The sequence below is a fragment of the Bacillus sp. Root131 genome (genome assembly GCF_001429475.1).
Taxonomy (GTDB): domain Bacteria; phylum Bacillota; class Bacilli; order Bacillales; family Bacillaceae_G; genus Bacillus_A; species Bacillus_A thuringiensis_S.
In genome coordinates this window covers 40881-54693 of the sequence record NZ_LMJQ01000008.1, presented here as the reverse complement: position 1 = coordinate 54693, position 13813 = coordinate 40881, and the positions used below count along the sequence as shown (strand labels likewise).

The window sequence follows — 13813 nt, the reverse complement described above, 5'->3', positions numbered from 1 at the left end:
TCGAGTTACTCTCTATCCTCATTACGCTCTTTTTGTTTTTGCTTTGCCATGCGTTTTTGATACGCACGATCCTTCGCGCTCACATGATTTGCATCAGTTGGAAGATTTTCTTTCGAACGTCCAATTCCATTGCTCATCTTTCCCACTCCTTTTTACGTTTTTCAGAATACATGTTTATTTTCAGCTAGAGTTACAATCCTTATACAAAAAAATAAGAGCAGCCATTGGCCACTCTTACTCGCTCACATATTTTTGAAACATATCATGGATGCCTTTATTTACTAGGTTCGAGATCTGCTCGTCAGATTTATTCGGATAACGATCACGCAATCTGATAGATGCCTTCACCATTAAATTTTCTAATACAGAACGGCCACCTTCTCCATAAATAATTTCAGCATATTTAACAAGCCTTCCATCCTCTACTGTTGCTGGATTATGATTGAAGAAAAATTTACTCATTGTCTCCACCTCTCTCTTTTGATAACGTTTACATTTATATAGATTATTTATGTTATTTATTTCACAATATTGTATGCATGTATATTTAATTAGTTTCATTATAAAGCAACATATCGATAGTAAATATGTGATTTTCCGTCCATTTTGTGAACAAATTAAAAATGAAAGCGTTTCCTTTATTATATACTAAAAAAACTTACTACGCTAGGGGCAATTTTTTTCAATCTACTAACCCCTCGAAAATTGATATATTTTTTCTTTTCCCATTAAACCTTATACAATTTTCAGAAATTATATTATAAAATATATGTATGACTTAAGGAGGCTTTGTATGAATCAAAATAAAAAAGCTATATTAGATCTTGTCTTTTATCTCGTAATCCCATTCCTCATTTGGAAATTTGCAAAACCTTATATCGATCCTTATTACGCGATGTTACTTTCCTCTGTTCCGGGGATTATTTATACACTGTATACCTTTAAAAAAGAAAAACAGTTTAACGTGACAGGGTTCTTTATTTTAATTACACTCATTTCTAATACAACGGTAGATTTATTATCTGGTTCAGCTGAACGAATGTTGTGGAATGATGCATATTATCACATCGTACTCGGTATTATCGTCATCTGTACAATTTTCATAAAAAAACCACTCATGTTATATTTCGCTGCGGATATTGCAGCGCTGCAAGGCCATGATCGCGATAAAAGTCGTGAGCTTTATCGTGATAGTCGTATATATCCAGCACTGCAATATTTAACGTTATTTTTCGGGCTACAATTTATATTAAAAAGCTTTTTAAAAATTTATTTCATCTCTGTTTTTGGTGTAGATGGCTATGGTGAAATGAGAGCGATTATGACCGCTGTAGGCTGGGGCATTTCTATTTGTATCGGAATAGGATTTGTATGGGTGAACAATAAAATACATGCCGTTACGGAAGAACAAGAATCCGTGCAGTAAATAAAAATCCCCTAGTGTAATACGACACTAGGGGATTTTTGGTTTGCTAAACATATGACTAAAATTCAACTTGATTTTTTTCTTTTACTTTTTACATTTCGGTAAAACAAAGCAGCACTCAGCGGCATAACACCAAACCACTTATTCATAAATGGCTCTTTTTCAGCACGGCGTTGTTCTTTCTTTTGTTTTCGATCTTCTTTTGGAGCATCCATATACGACACAAACTGCTGCGTCACAAAGCGAACATAATCATTAGTAGACATATTATCATCACCTCTACTTGATTAGTATGTCCACTTTTTTATACATTAATCTTTTCCTTTAATTCATTCATAATTTGCTTTACAGACTTATTTGTCGTATCGATATGAATGTGAGCCTCTTCATAATAAGCTCGGCGTGATTCAAATTTCGTTACGAATGCATCTATATCTTTCTTTTGAAATAGTGGACGTGTCGTATCTTCACGAAGCCTTTCTGCAATTACATGCGGATCACAATATAAATACACGACAGTTCCGTTCTCTTTCATCCACTTGCGATTTTCCGCTCGTTCAATAATTCCCCCACCAGTTGTAATAATGACATTATGGACTGGTAGCGAACGCAACATTTCGCTTTCATATTCCCGAAAAGCCATTTCGCCTTCTTCGGCAAAAATATTTCGAATTGCCTTCTCTTGCTTCTCTTCGATTTTTTGATCAGTATCTACAACATCCATATGAAGTTCTTTACTTAACGCTTTTCCAATTGTTGTTTTCCCTGCTCCCATGTAGCCGGTTATGTATATAGATTTCATTTTCTGTCCTCTCAATCGTCATTTATTAATTGTTATTATAACGAAAGATGCTACTTTGTTTAATAAAAAAACGTTTTGTTCTTATACTATGAAGAACAAAACGTAACACTCGCTTTTACTTATAAGTACCTCTTCTCACCCACTGCGTTGCAATCCATTTCTCGCCTTTCGTTACAGGTGCCCCTCCATGTAACGTAAGCTCATTTAGTGATTGATCTTGATAAAAATACTCAAAGTATACTGCCATTCCCTTTCTAGGATGTACAGAAAGATTTAATTTCGGGAAGTACGTTTCCCCGCCTTCTTCTACATCATTTAAGTACATTACAAGCGTACTAATACGATTGTTAGCAGCTGATCTACTATGTTCCGCAAAATAATCATAGTGTGCTTTATATTGTTGATCCACTTCATAATTTAAAATGTGCAATCCTTCACCATGCGACGCAGGAACATTCATGATAGATGAAATTCGTTTTTCAATCTTTGAAGTAAGTTCATTGTCTTCCAAAAATGCACCGCTACTTGTTCGAATATCATTTACATCACGTGATGAACCAACTTTAGAACGCTTCATTTTATTTTTAGACATTTCAATCAATTTATCACACTCTTCATCACTTAGTACATTTGCTAATACGACAATAAGAGGTTCTTCGAATTTTGAAATAATGTGTATTTCTCTATCTTCTGTCATAATCGTATTTCCTTTATGATCAAAAATAGTTTGTTCCTTATTTTCACCTATTTGATTGTTGTTTGTCATTTCCCTATTCTCCCTAAAAATAATGATTGGATAGCATGAATATATCACATTCTTTCTACCTTTCTCTTTTTTGAGAAAATTTAAACTTTTAATCATTATATTTATCCATTTCTTCTAAAAAATCAATTCAATTCACAATAGAAATCCCTGGTTTTTCTTCGTATTTTTTACATATTATCCTTCTATCCAATCGACTATTTTTCCATCCTTTTTTCTATACCGAAAGCTCACCGTATAGAAAGCTTCCTGTTTGAGTTTGCACTGCAACGCAACGAAAATTGAATCATTTTCAAAAACATAATTCCCACTCGCTTCTCCCTTTTCATACTGAAAGAAAAATGCACCTTCTTTTTCTTTTTGCTGTAAGTCTTTTTTTATATCTGTAATAGATCGGTTAAGTAGTTCATCCAGTAAAAACTTTTGTTCTATTTCCATATAAAAATTTTTATCTGTAAGCAGCATATTGGTTTCGTATATAAAAAAAGAAGTTAATAAAATAAGAAAGATGATCGTTCCAGGCATTGTAAACCCATTTTGCCCTCTCATACATTCATTTCCATTTCACTATATCGCATAACTACCCCTTCATATATTTTCCCACTAGTATCTTTCACATTTATAATGAGTACATGAGGTGTTAGTTTGTAAGAAACCGTTCCAATATTTTGTAAAACAACTTCTCTCCCACGCCTATTTACCTTTCTTATAAGACGACTATTCTCTTTTTCATATGATACTTCACTCCCATTACGCGATCGGAATCTTAAAATACTTTCTCCATTTTCAAATGCTAGCTGTTCTCCAGATGATACTTCACGAAACTCCAATTGCGTTTGACCTAAAAACACATCCCACTCCCAATCATTTAATCCTTTTGACTGTTTATTTTCCATTTCAATGAAATGTAGGCGGGGAAAGAGCAAAAAAAATATTGATAATAGAAACAGACATACAATCATTTCTATTAATGAAAAACCAAATTCTAATTTACTTTTTCTCCTACATAAAAGCATTGTTCCACCATTCTTTCTTTCACATCTCTCCACATGGTACAAACTTCATTGCCTCCCCAATATGTGTAATACACAATTCCATTCATATTCTTTTCTATTATTCGCTTTTCTTCATTTCCATACATATATATAGCTGCTTCTTTTTTTAATAACCCAGATGCCTTATAACGAATTTGTATATTTTTTCTTTCTTGCATAACTAATACTGTTTGCGGTAGTAGTAACGATACAGCCATCATTAAAACACTTAACGACACAATCATTTCAGCCATTATGGACCCTTTTTGACATTTCACGATACGTAAATCTCCCTCTTCCAAGCTGAAATACAATTTCATATTTATAATTTCGATACGAAATTATAATCGTACCACCTCTATTAATATTTCCACTTGGATTATATGTCATCGGGTTTGGAAACGTATGCAAATCAATTTGTATATCTTCTTCATACTCCCGCTTGACGATATAATACTTTGTACCTAACTCTTTTATAGCATACAAATTTCTATCTTTATACCAACGTAATGTATAGTGCTTTTGACGGTTTATCGCTAATTGCTGCATATACAAAACATCATTTGAAAACTGTCTCAAAAATTGTTCAACTTTTTGTCGCTCGTATAAGGAATGAACACTAAAATACGTAACTATACTCAATATAGAAATAGCAAATAAAACGAGTAACATCTCTAAAAAAGTAAACCCCTGTTGTTTCACAATGTCCTAATTGATACTGTGCCATCATCTGAAATATGAATAGATTCGCCATTCGGACACTTATCAATTGTAATATACTTTTCATCTATCAGTTCTTTTAACGATGGAATTTTATTATGTTGTAATTGATATACTTGTATTTGCGCTTCTATAGATTTCACGTAAGCTGCACACCCTTTTCCTTGGATCGATGAGCGCTGTGTAACTACATTCGGAATAATTAATAGTAATAATATAGTTATGACAACCATTACTAATAGCATCTCTAACAGAGTAAATCCTTCCTCATTCTGCATACAAATGCCTCCTAAATAGAATTCATCATTTGAAACATCGGCATAATCATCGCTAAATACATAAGGACAACGATTCCTCCAATACATGTAAATAAAATAGGCTGAATGATAACTACCATATGTTTAATTTTCCGTTCCATCTTTTCCATAATAAGATCGCTATAGTCACCTAATTCAATCGCTAAATTACCGTTTGCTTGTCCATGCGTAATAACATAAGAAAGTTCTTTCTCGTAATACCCACTTTTAGCAATGATAGATTGTAACTGTTCTCCTCCAATTAATTGTCTTTCAATTCGGCTCGCTTCATATTGAAAGAACGGATGATATCTTTGCTCCATCATTATTGTTAAAGCTTCGCATACTGATAGTCCACCATTTAATAAACCACTCAACTGAGTAGCAAAATAATGTGAATGCTTTAAAATAAGAAATGTTTTGATGAAGGGAATACGATGCATGATTTTTACCTGTCTAATATGTGGAAGTTTCCTAAAATACAACATATATAAACTACATCCAATAATAACAGTTACAATAGCGGTTAAAATAATGTAAGGTAGCATTTTTATTGCACTTAAAATTTGTTCTGTAAGTAGTGGTGTATTAGAACCGAACGAACTATAAACCATTTCAACCTGAGGTAATAAGATGAGGTTGAAAATAAAAAGCATGATTAGTAGAAAAAACACCAAAAACATAGGATACTGCATTATTTTCATCATGTCTCTCCTATACTTATCTTTCTTATAAAGAAGTGCACTTCCTTGTTGCAAAGCGAAAGAAATATCACCATGTTGCTCGGCATAAAATAAATAACTTAACATGTCCTGATGAAACCTTAACTGATGAAAAGAATCGTGTAGACTTTTCCCATCTTTTAATCCCTCAACCATGCGTTGCAATTGTACTTTCTTTTCTACAGGTAATTGAAACTGTAAAAATTCTAATGCTTGTAAAAGAGAGTAGCCTTTTTCTAATAATTCTCCTAAACGTTTCAACAATACTACTTGATTACTTAAACTCCAAGTTTTCTTAAACATAAACATCATCTTCTAAAAACCCTAAAGCATATCCTTTTCGTATTGACGATTCTAAAGTCTCATGTTTGTAAGTAACACATTCTCCATTCGCTTCTTTAAGCGCTTGTTTTAACTCATACCCATATAGCAGCTCATAAATGCTTGCTTGCCTTACTTGCCTCATTGATTTACATAAAGTTGAGCACTTCCCTCTGCAAAACGGACATTTCAATTCGACAAGTCGCTGTGCAGCTACAGCCAATAAAGACTGTTCAATCTCTTGCCTCGTTATACCATAATCCATGAAACGAATGATTGCTCCTTTCGCATCATTCGTATGCAGCGTTGTCATTACTAAATGTCCTGTCAAACTTGCTCTTATAGCTATTTTTGCTGTTTCTTCATCACGGATTTCACCGACTAAAATAATATCTGGATCATGACGTAAAATAGCCTTTAATCCTGTTTCATATGTAAGACCCGCTTTTTCATTTATTTGAATTTGTAATACATCGTCACTTCTTTTTTCAACCGGATCTTCAAGTGTAATGATACGACGTGTTTTCTTTTTTCTAATTACCTCTAATAATGCATACATTGTCGTTGTCTTCCCAGAACCAGTCGGTCCAGTAAACACGAGTAGCCCCTGTGAATAGCGTAAAAACGAGAGTAGTTTTGCTGCCGTACTTGGAAATAACGAAAGATGTGATAAGGGCTGAACAGATGCTTGTAAATGAAGGCGAATAACGAGACTTTCTTGATATACTGTTGGAAGTGTTGAAAGGCGTAAATACACTTCTTGTCCATCAATTTGCAAATACAACGAACCATTCTGTGGCTTCCGTTTCTCTCCTATATCCATAGATGCTAAAAATTTAAAATGTGAGACAAGTTTTTCTCCAAACTCCTTTTCAATACATTGTCTCGTCATTAAATCTTTTCCTATACGTAGTTGCACCGCTACATCCTTCTGCCGGGGCACAATATGTAAATCTGACGCTTGTACCCTACACGCTTCTTTTAAAATTGTATTAGCAAAAATTTCAATCCCATTCATCACTTTTCCCTCCTCACTATGTATATAGCATGAAAACATGCACAATAAAAATTTGGATTTTTGTATTTTCAATAGAGTAAAAAGGAAAAATATGTTTGTGAAATTATGAACAATTTCCGAATTATTGTCTGAAATTACCTATACTCATGTTTATCTGTATTATAATGTTATTATCTTGGATAAAGTGATAAAGGTGGAGATCCTCATGGAACAAGCTTTAAAAATTACAGGTGTTTTAGCTGACCCAACTCGTTATTACATTTATAAATATATTTCGCAAAAACATAGTTACGTAACTGTACAAGAAATTGCAGATGAATTCGATATTCATCCAAACGTAGCACGTTTACATTTATCTAAATTAGAAGATGTTCATATGCTTAAATCGGAAACAAAGAAAACTGGAAAAGGCGGAAGACCAAGCAGATTATATGTCTTATCTGAAGATGTTATTCAATTGCAATTTCCATTCCGTGATTATCAATTGTTAGCAAGAATAGCATTTAATTCTTTACTTAGCCTTGGCGCTGCTGGTGAGAAAGCGCTATACGAAACAGGAAAACAATTCGGGGCCGAATTAATGCAACAACATATGCAACGTTTAAATGTGAGTGAAGATGCTTTAACAGTAGAACAAAAAGTTCAAATTGCAAAAGAAGCTTTCTCAACAGCCGGCTTATCACCTGCATTTGAATTAAGTGCAGATGGAACAAAAATTTTCTATGATGTACACAATTGTCCATTTAAAGAAGTGGCTGTTCATCATCCAACTGAAATTTGTAACATGCACGGAGATATGATGAAAGGAATTTTTGAAATCCTATTCCCTAACATGGAATTAACTCGAAATGATAGTCTATTAGATGGATGTAAATCTTGTAATTATAAACTAACAATTTAATTTCTCATATAAAAAGAAGCCAATAATAATTGGCTTCTTTTTATATGAATGAATATTTACAATAGTAAGAAAAATAAACTATAATGAAAAGAGGTTTTACTTTTTCTAGAAAAGGAGGGAAATAGCATGGATCGCATGTTTCGCGTTCTCGGCTTTTGGACTGGAATTTTCTCGGTTATGTTTTACGTAGGAGATATGCAACAGGCTGCACTACTATTTTTAGGACAAACAGGTTTCTTCGTACTTTTAAGCTATTTAAAATTAACAGAGCGTATGTATATATACGTATTCGGGGCATATTTAACTGTTTTCTTCATAGGATTTACATACTACACGACATTTTTACTTGTCCCTGGGGCTGGACATTAAAAGATGGCATTTTGCCATCTTTTTTTTAATCCCGGAATTTCCTAGTTGACTTATAGGTTTTATTACCTTATATTCTATATAACAGATTGGAATTAGGGGGAATCAACATGAATACACTGCTTGTCGGAATTAACGTTGCAGTCATGCTCATCTTAGTTGGCGTATTATATTATATGCAACGTAAGCATGTATCTTTTAATAAACGTGTATTTACCGCTTTAGGAGTCGGAATTTTATTCGGTCTTATATTACAATTCATTTATGAGCCAACTTCTAAAGTAATTATTGAATCAAATACTTGGTTTGGCTTAATTGGTAACGGTTATGTGAAATTACTTCAAATGATCGTTATGCCACTTATTTTAGTATCTATTATTTCAGCATTTACAAAATTACAGTTAACGAAAAACCTTGGTAAAATTAGTGGTCTTATTATTGGAATTTTAATTCTTACTACAGGAATCGCTGCAGCTGTCGGTATCGCTGCAAGTGCAGGATTTGATGTATCTGCAACAGGCTTGCAACAAGGTGATGCAGAATCTGCTCGTCTGAAACTAGTTGAAGAAAGATTTACTTCTATTGAAAAGACAACAATTCCAGATAAATTATTAGAGCTATTGCCTACAAATCCGTTTCTTGATTTAACAGGCGCTCGTCCAACATCAACAATTTCTGTCGTAATATTTGCAGCCTTTATCGGCATTGCCTTTATAGGTGTAAAACGAAAATATCCAGAACAAGCAGAGCTATTTAAGAAAATGCTTGATGCTGTATATGCAATCGTAATGCGTATGGTAACATTAATTTTACGCCTTACTCCATACGGCGTATTAGCTCTTATGGCAAAAACAGTTGCTGGTAGCGATATAAATGCTATTTTAAAGCTTGGTAACTTCGTGTTAGCCTCTTATGTAGCACTTATCGTAATGTTTATCATTCACTTATTATTAATTGCATTGTCTGGTTTAAATCCAATTCAATATTTGAAAAAAGTGTTCCCTGTACTAACTTTTGCATTCACATCTCGCTCTAGTGCTGGTGCGATGCCATTAAATATTGAAGCTCAAAAAGAAAAGCTTGGTATCTCCGAAGGAATTGCAAACTTCGCAGCTTCATTTGGGGTATCTATCGGACAAAACGGTTGCGCAGGTATTTATCCAGCAATGCTTGCAATGATGGTCGCTCCAACTGTAGGAATTGATCCATTACAACCACAATTTATTTTAACTTTAATCGCTGTTGTTGCTATTAGCTCATTCGGTGTTGCCGGAGTTGGTGGCGGTGCAACATTCGCAGCTTTAATCGTACTATCTACAATGAACTTACCAATCGGTATTGTTGCTCTAGTTATCTCAGTTGAGCCATTAATCGATATGGGTCGTACAGCTCTTAACGTAAGTGGTTCTATGACAGCAGGTCTTATTTCAAGTAAATGGCTTGGTGAATTAGATCAAGATACGTACAATCAAGACGATACAAAAACTGGTGAAATTGCTTCATAATGAAAGAAAGACGCTAACATACAATTGTTAGCGTCTTTTTTATTCCGTTCCCTCTTTATAGATCTTATCTTGAGAATTATCACTCCAAGTATTCTTTTAATTGCTCTTTTAACTCTTCCTCAATCTCATAACAAGATTCATCAGCGAGTTCCCCTACTTTCTTACTACCCAAAATGTTTGATTGAATTGGCATTCCTAAAAAGATTCTTTCGCATTTCCAAATTGGTATATTGTAAAATCCAATCATCTCTTTTTCTTCATCTAATATAGCTATAGCAACTGATGAATAATAACCCACCTCAAAGGGATTCTCTTTTTCTCTTGCAAATCCCATATCTAATTCCATGTTTTTTTCTATGTATAAATGCGAATACTCTTTATAAAATTTAAGTGATATCCGTTCTATTTCCTTCTCCATGCATTGAATTTTCTCTTTCAATTCCAGTGTAAAATCTCGTTCTGTATACTTCATCTCCGCCTCCTTACACATAGAAAAAGAGAATATAATAACATATTCTCTTCTCTCAAATATATTTCATTATCTCACAGCCCGTCCTTTTCACAAATAACCATTTTGTTCGCACCATTTATGAAATTGTCCTACGTCTACTCCAACTAACACGATATCCTTTAGCTCTACATCAATGATTTGTTCTCCAATTACAATAGCAAACTGCGATGCTAATTTTGTCTCGTTTTTCTTTACAATTCCAATTCGGTTCCGATGCGGTCCATCTTTTATATATGCTTTTTGTCCTACAATATCAAAGTTCAAGATTTTCACCTCTTTTACTGCGCTCAAATTGGAAATACGATCTCCACCTCGGAAAATTTCCTTTCATTGCACTATTTCTCTATATATATGACGAAACAATAAAAGAGTCCTTCCTTCTTTACAATTATTTTTTCTTTGTTTCATTTTTGTGATTGAAACGTAAAGTTTATAATAAAATACACTTGGAAGCGCTTTCTATGTAATTTTTTGTGTTATAATATAAAAGTAGAACTTCGTAAAGAGGGTTAAAAAAATGAATACAAAAATGATAAAAAAAGTAATTGAAGCATTAAAAGTATATGGCTTTCAGGATGTATCATTCTGTGACAAAACGAGGCAATTTTTATTTCATAACGAAACCGATATTATGAGCGGCTATGCAGAAATAACATATAGTAGTCAATTTGAAAAATTCAACGTACAAATTCATCCAATTGAAACACATCACCAAGCAGAGTTACAAGAGGTTGAAAGACATATACAAGCTTGTATAAGAAAAGTGGAATATTTAAACGCACTTCTTACCGGGCAGACAAAACTAGATGATAAAATTATTATTATGTAAAAAAAGAACGTGATCCAATCACGTTCTTTTTTCATTATATGTTCATCTTTTCCTTTAGTTGTAATCCTGTAACAGATTCTAATACATCCATCGATTCTCCAAATGTCATATCAAAAATTGTATTGTCCTCTATGTACGGAAACTGTCTGAAACGCTTTTCTAACACCTTTACAGCATCTGATGTAAAGTTTGCACTATCAATTCCAAATTCTGTTTCAAGAAGAACGATCCAATCTAACACATGAAAACCTAATCCATTGACGAATGCAATAAGTTTTTCTTCTGGGTTTGAAGATAAGAATACTTGGCGTTCCATCTCACTAAAAAGTTCTTCTCCTAAGATTTCAGCTAACTCATCATCATGTTCACGTTCAACAAGTTCTTCGTAGCCGTAATCATCCACAAGCTCTTCTACTTCTTCACTATCCTGACAAAGCAATTGACTAAGAAGTGCCTCTTTCTTAAATTCACTATTTTGTACGACTTCTAAAAAGCTCGTTTCCCATCCATTTTCTAATTTCATATTATGTACTCCTTTATATACGTTTCTTATCATCACTGTACCCAAAAAATCACTTTTATAACCTTTTAGGTAGTTACATTATTTCACATGATTCATAACATAAGATGCAAACTCAGCTACATCTCCTTCAAAAATATTTATTTCTGGCAAGTGATAGAACGTTGTTTGGAGCGGATTTCCTGCATGATATACATATATCGTTTTCTCTAGCGCAATCGCCATTCCAAACTCTGTATGGCTCCCGTTTCCGCCATCTAATATAAGTAAAAACACATCCGCTTCTTTTACAGCATTTTGTTCTGCCTGACCAATTTCTCTTAATTGTTCTTGATTCGCTGCTCTTTCGTTTTTGGCCCAATCATATGTATGGTGCCATCCTGCATGTTTCAGTTCATTTGCTACGGAACATACCAGATGTTTATTTTGGAAACCTGAGGCGATATAAAAATTCATTTATATACACTCCTTCATTATGTATGGGGAAACTCCTTTTTAGCGTTATTTGTTATAGCTATAATAAATAACAACTTCAAAAAAAATCCCCATCTTTAAAACTTATTTGCGTTTAAATGATGGGATGCTTCATGGTCTTCTTTTATTTTTTGTTTTTTATAACTTTCATCAGCTAACATTTCTAGTTCAGCTGTTATCTCTGACTTTTCAAGCTCTCTTTCTTGCGAAAATTTCCTTGAAATATAAACAATAACACTACCAACGTACAACACAAAGCATATAATAAGTGCAGTATTTTCATAGAGACTTAGCTCCAACACAGTCACTCCTAATCCATTCGTATTTTCACGCCTCATTAATTGGAATTTCTCTATTAACCCAGTTGTTATCCCGCTATTTGAGGGCAGTAAGACTCCCTCCTCAAATTTCAGTAAAAGTAAAGAAGTTAGATGTGGGATGCACCCAACTGATTAAAGTTTCACTTTATTGTAACATAAAAATATCAATTCTTGGAATCTTTCACCCTACTAAAAGAGGCATGATTGTTTCATCATGCCTCTGAAATATTTTGAATGATTGTTTGAATTGCTTCTTTTCCATTATATTTTTTTAGTGCTGTTTTATACTTCTCATTATTTTGATTCAATTCTTCGACATACTTTATCAGAGATTTTACAGTTACATCTTCTTCATATAATACGGAGGCATACCCTTGCCTTTCAAAGGACTCTGCATTTAATATTTGATCTCCACGGCTTGCAAATTTCGATAATGGAATTAAAACCATCGGCTTTTGTAATGTTAAAAATTCAAAAATTGCGTTGGAGCCCGCGCGTGAAATAACAAAATCTGTTACCGCTAATATATCCGGCAGTTCTCCATGTACATATTCAAATTGTCTATATCCTTCTTTATTTTGTAAACTTTCATCAAGGTTACCTTTTCCGCAAAGGTGAACAATTTGATACTTTTTAAGAAGTTCTGGTAATGCTTCTCGAGCCGTATCATTAATTTTCTTCGCGCCCAAGCTGCCTCCCATAATCGTAATAACTGGCTTTTTACGTGAAAAACCTAAAAATGCTAAACCTGTTTCAGGATTTCCCTTCAGCACTTCTTCACGTACAGGAGATCCCGTATATATTACTTTTTCTTTCGGTAAATGCTTCGCTGCTTCTTCAAATGTAACAAATATTTTCGAAGCAAAACGAAGCGCAATTTTATTTGCTAGTCCTGGCGTCATATCAGATTCATGTAATAAAACTGGTACTCTATTTAGCCATCCTCCAATTACGACTGGTACAGATACGAAACCGCCTTTTGAAAAAATCACATCTGGTTTTAGTTTTCGAATCCTTACATACGCATCCATAACACCCTTCATTACAAGAAAAGGATCTTTTATATTTTTCAAATCAAAATAACGACGTAGCTTTCCACTCGAAATACTATAGTAGGGAATGCCTTCCTTTTCTATAATCGTTTTCTCAATACCTTGATGAGAACCAATATAAGAGATATCCCAGTTGTCTTCCTGTAAATGTGGGATAATGGCTAAATTAGGTGTTACATGTCCTGCCGAACCGCCACCTGTAAAGACTATTTTCTTCATACGTCTCCCCCTTC

General features: G+C 33.8%; 24 protein-coding genes. 6 read left to right on the top strand and 18 right to left on the bottom strand.

Annotated features, from left to right (window positions below):
• Nucleotides 1–5: 5 nt before the first annotated feature.
• Nucleotides 6–137: a hypothetical protein gene (locus ASE54_RS37410; protein WP_000064667.1), complete on the bottom strand. Its 132-nt coding sequence runs from the start codon at nucleotides 135–137 to the stop codon at nucleotides 6–8.
• A gap of 97 nt (nucleotides 138–234) precedes the next feature.
• Nucleotides 235–462 carry a hypothetical protein gene (locus tag ASE54_RS19385; protein WP_000032702.1) on the bottom strand — a complete coding sequence of 76 codons (228 nt, stop codon included), beginning with the start codon at nucleotides 460–462 and terminating at the stop codon, nucleotides 235–237.
• A 73-nt stretch (nucleotides 463–535) separates the two neighbouring features.
• Here ASE54_RS19385 and ASE54_RS34875 point away from each other — a divergent pair, with 73 nt between their 5' ends.
• Together ASE54_RS34875 and ASE54_RS19380 are read left to right on the top strand one after the other, a co-directional pair.
• Nucleotides 536–652 carry a hypothetical protein gene (locus tag ASE54_RS34875; RefSeq protein ID WP_001987222.1) on the top strand — a complete coding sequence of 39 codons (117 nt, stop codon included), beginning with the start codon at nucleotides 536–538 and terminating at the stop codon, nucleotides 650–652.
• A 141-nt stretch (nucleotides 653–793) separates the two neighbouring features.
• A complete protein-coding gene (locus ASE54_RS19380; RefSeq protein WP_001073111.1) occupies nucleotides 794–1426 on the top strand; it encodes a VC0807 family protein in 633 nt (210 codons plus the stop codon).
• A gap of 65 nt (nucleotides 1427–1491) precedes the next feature.
• Here ASE54_RS19380 and ASE54_RS19375 read toward each other — a convergent pair whose 3' ends face one another.
• From ASE54_RS19375 to comGA, 10 genes are all read right to left on the bottom strand, one after another.
• Nucleotides 1492–1692, bottom strand: coding sequence for a YqzE family protein (locus tag ASE54_RS19375; protein ID WP_000106083.1), 201 nt, complete (start codon nucleotides 1690–1692; stop codon nucleotides 1492–1494).
• A 38-nt stretch (nucleotides 1693–1730) separates the two neighbouring features.
• Entirely contained in the window at nucleotides 1731–2228 is a 498-nt protein-coding gene (gene aroK, locus ASE54_RS19370) for a shikimate kinase AroK (protein WP_000836635.1), read from the bottom strand.
• A gap of 115 nt (nucleotides 2229–2343) precedes the next feature.
• On the bottom strand, nucleotides 2344–2994 hold the full coding sequence (locus ASE54_RS19365; RefSeq protein ID WP_000183866.1) for a 2OG-Fe(II) oxygenase: 651 nt from the start codon (nucleotides 2992–2994) through the stop codon (nucleotides 2344–2346).
• A 174-nt stretch (nucleotides 2995–3168) separates the two neighbouring features.
• Nucleotides 3169–3540 (bottom strand): competence type IV pilus minor pilin ComGG, encoded by a 372-nt coding sequence (gene comGG, locus ASE54_RS19360; RefSeq protein WP_001214886.1) that lies wholly within the window; start codon nucleotides 3538–3540, stop codon nucleotides 3169–3171.
• The gene (gene comGF, locus ASE54_RS19355; RefSeq protein WP_000923110.1) at nucleotides 3537–4007 is read right to left on the bottom strand and encodes a competence type IV pilus minor pilin ComGF; all 471 of its coding nucleotides are present in this window, start codon (nucleotides 4005–4007) and stop codon (nucleotides 3537–3539) included. Before comGF ends, comGG begins: the two co-directional genes overlap by 4 nt.
• Nucleotides 3977–4279, bottom strand: a complete 303-nt coding sequence (locus ASE54_RS19350) for a hypothetical protein (protein ID WP_000829465.1) — start codon at nucleotides 4277–4279, stop codon at nucleotides 3977–3979. Before ASE54_RS19350 ends, comGF begins: the two co-directional genes overlap by 31 nt.
• The gene (comGD, locus tag ASE54_RS19345) at nucleotides 4272–4727 is read right to left on the bottom strand and encodes a competence type IV pilus minor pilin ComGD (protein ID WP_003257968.1); all 456 of its coding nucleotides are present in this window, start codon (nucleotides 4725–4727) and stop codon (nucleotides 4272–4274) included. Before comGD ends, ASE54_RS19350 begins: the two co-directional genes overlap by 8 nt.
• Nucleotides 4724–5023 carry a competence type IV pilus major pilin ComGC gene (gene comGC / locus ASE54_RS19340; protein ID WP_001178680.1) on the bottom strand — a complete coding sequence of 100 codons (300 nt, stop codon included), beginning with the start codon at nucleotides 5021–5023 and terminating at the stop codon, nucleotides 4724–4726. Before comGC ends, comGD begins: the two co-directional genes overlap by 4 nt.
• Nucleotides 5024–5034: 11 nt before the next feature.
• Entirely contained in the window at nucleotides 5035–6072 is a 1038-nt protein-coding gene (comGB, locus tag ASE54_RS19335) for a competence type IV pilus assembly protein ComGB (RefSeq protein WP_003257965.1), read from the bottom strand.
• Nucleotides 6059–7102, bottom strand: a complete 1044-nt coding sequence (gene comGA / locus ASE54_RS19330; protein ID WP_001013181.1) for a competence type IV pilus ATPase ComGA — start codon at nucleotides 7100–7102, stop codon at nucleotides 6059–6061. Before comGA ends, comGB begins: the two co-directional genes overlap by 14 nt.
• Before the next feature lie 205 nt (nucleotides 7103–7307).
• Between comGA and ASE54_RS19325 the strand changes: the two genes are divergently transcribed.
• From ASE54_RS19325 to ASE54_RS19315, 3 genes are all read left to right on the top strand, one after another.
• Nucleotides 7308–8003: a helix-turn-helix domain-containing protein gene (locus ASE54_RS19325; RefSeq protein ID WP_000434108.1), complete on the top strand. Its 696-nt coding sequence runs from the start codon at nucleotides 7308–7310 to the stop codon at nucleotides 8001–8003.
• A gap of 126 nt (nucleotides 8004–8129) precedes the next feature.
• Nucleotides 8130–8372 (top strand): DUF2626 domain-containing protein, encoded by a 243-nt coding sequence (locus tag ASE54_RS19320; RefSeq protein WP_000375619.1) that lies wholly within the window; start codon nucleotides 8130–8132, stop codon nucleotides 8370–8372.
• Nucleotides 8373–8479: 107 nt separating this feature from the next.
• The gene (locus ASE54_RS19315; protein ID WP_001094344.1) at nucleotides 8480–9874 is read left to right on the top strand and encodes an L-cystine transporter; all 1395 of its coding nucleotides are present in this window, start codon (nucleotides 8480–8482) and stop codon (nucleotides 9872–9874) included.
• A 79-nt stretch (nucleotides 9875–9953) separates the two neighbouring features.
• Here ASE54_RS19315 and ASE54_RS19310 read toward each other — a convergent pair whose 3' ends face one another.
• Both ASE54_RS19310 and ASE54_RS19305 read right to left on the bottom strand, forming a co-directional pair.
• A complete protein-coding gene (locus ASE54_RS19310) occupies nucleotides 9954–10346 on the bottom strand; it encodes a hypothetical protein (protein ID WP_000877906.1) in 393 nt (130 codons plus the stop codon).
• An 87-nt stretch (nucleotides 10347–10433) separates the two neighbouring features.
• The gene (locus tag ASE54_RS19305; protein WP_001008326.1) at nucleotides 10434–10649 is read right to left on the bottom strand and encodes a DUF3912 family protein; all 216 of its coding nucleotides are present in this window, start codon (nucleotides 10647–10649) and stop codon (nucleotides 10434–10436) included.
• 253 nt (nucleotides 10650–10902) lie between these two features.
• Between ASE54_RS19305 and ASE54_RS19300 the strand changes: the two genes are divergently transcribed.
• Nucleotides 10903–11214, top strand: coding sequence for a hypothetical protein (locus ASE54_RS19300; RefSeq protein ID WP_001093240.1), 312 nt, complete (start codon nucleotides 10903–10905; stop codon nucleotides 11212–11214).
• Between the two features lie 34 nt (nucleotides 11215–11248).
• Here ASE54_RS19300 and ASE54_RS19295 read toward each other — a convergent pair whose 3' ends face one another.
• The 4 genes from ASE54_RS19295 to murG form a co-directional block, all read right to left on the bottom strand.
• On the bottom strand, nucleotides 11249–11737 hold the full coding sequence (locus ASE54_RS19295; protein WP_000764263.1) for a hypothetical protein: 489 nt from the start codon (nucleotides 11735–11737) through the stop codon (nucleotides 11249–11251).
• Nucleotides 11738–11815: 78 nt separating this feature from the next.
• Nucleotides 11816–12190: a nucleoside 2-deoxyribosyltransferase gene (locus ASE54_RS19290; protein WP_001012329.1), complete on the bottom strand. Its 375-nt coding sequence runs from the start codon at nucleotides 12188–12190 to the stop codon at nucleotides 11816–11818.
• Nucleotides 12191–12285: 95 nt separating this feature from the next.
• Entirely contained in the window at nucleotides 12286–12546 is a 261-nt protein-coding gene (locus ASE54_RS19285) for a DUF3966 domain-containing protein (protein WP_001250699.1), read from the bottom strand.
• Between the two features lie 194 nt (nucleotides 12547–12740).
• Nucleotides 12741–13799: an undecaprenyldiphospho-muramoylpentapeptide beta-N-acetylglucosaminyltransferase gene (murG, locus tag ASE54_RS19280; protein ID WP_000724741.1), complete on the bottom strand. Its 1059-nt coding sequence runs from the start codon at nucleotides 13797–13799 to the stop codon at nucleotides 12741–12743.
• Nucleotides 13800–13813: the final 14 nt, after the last annotated feature.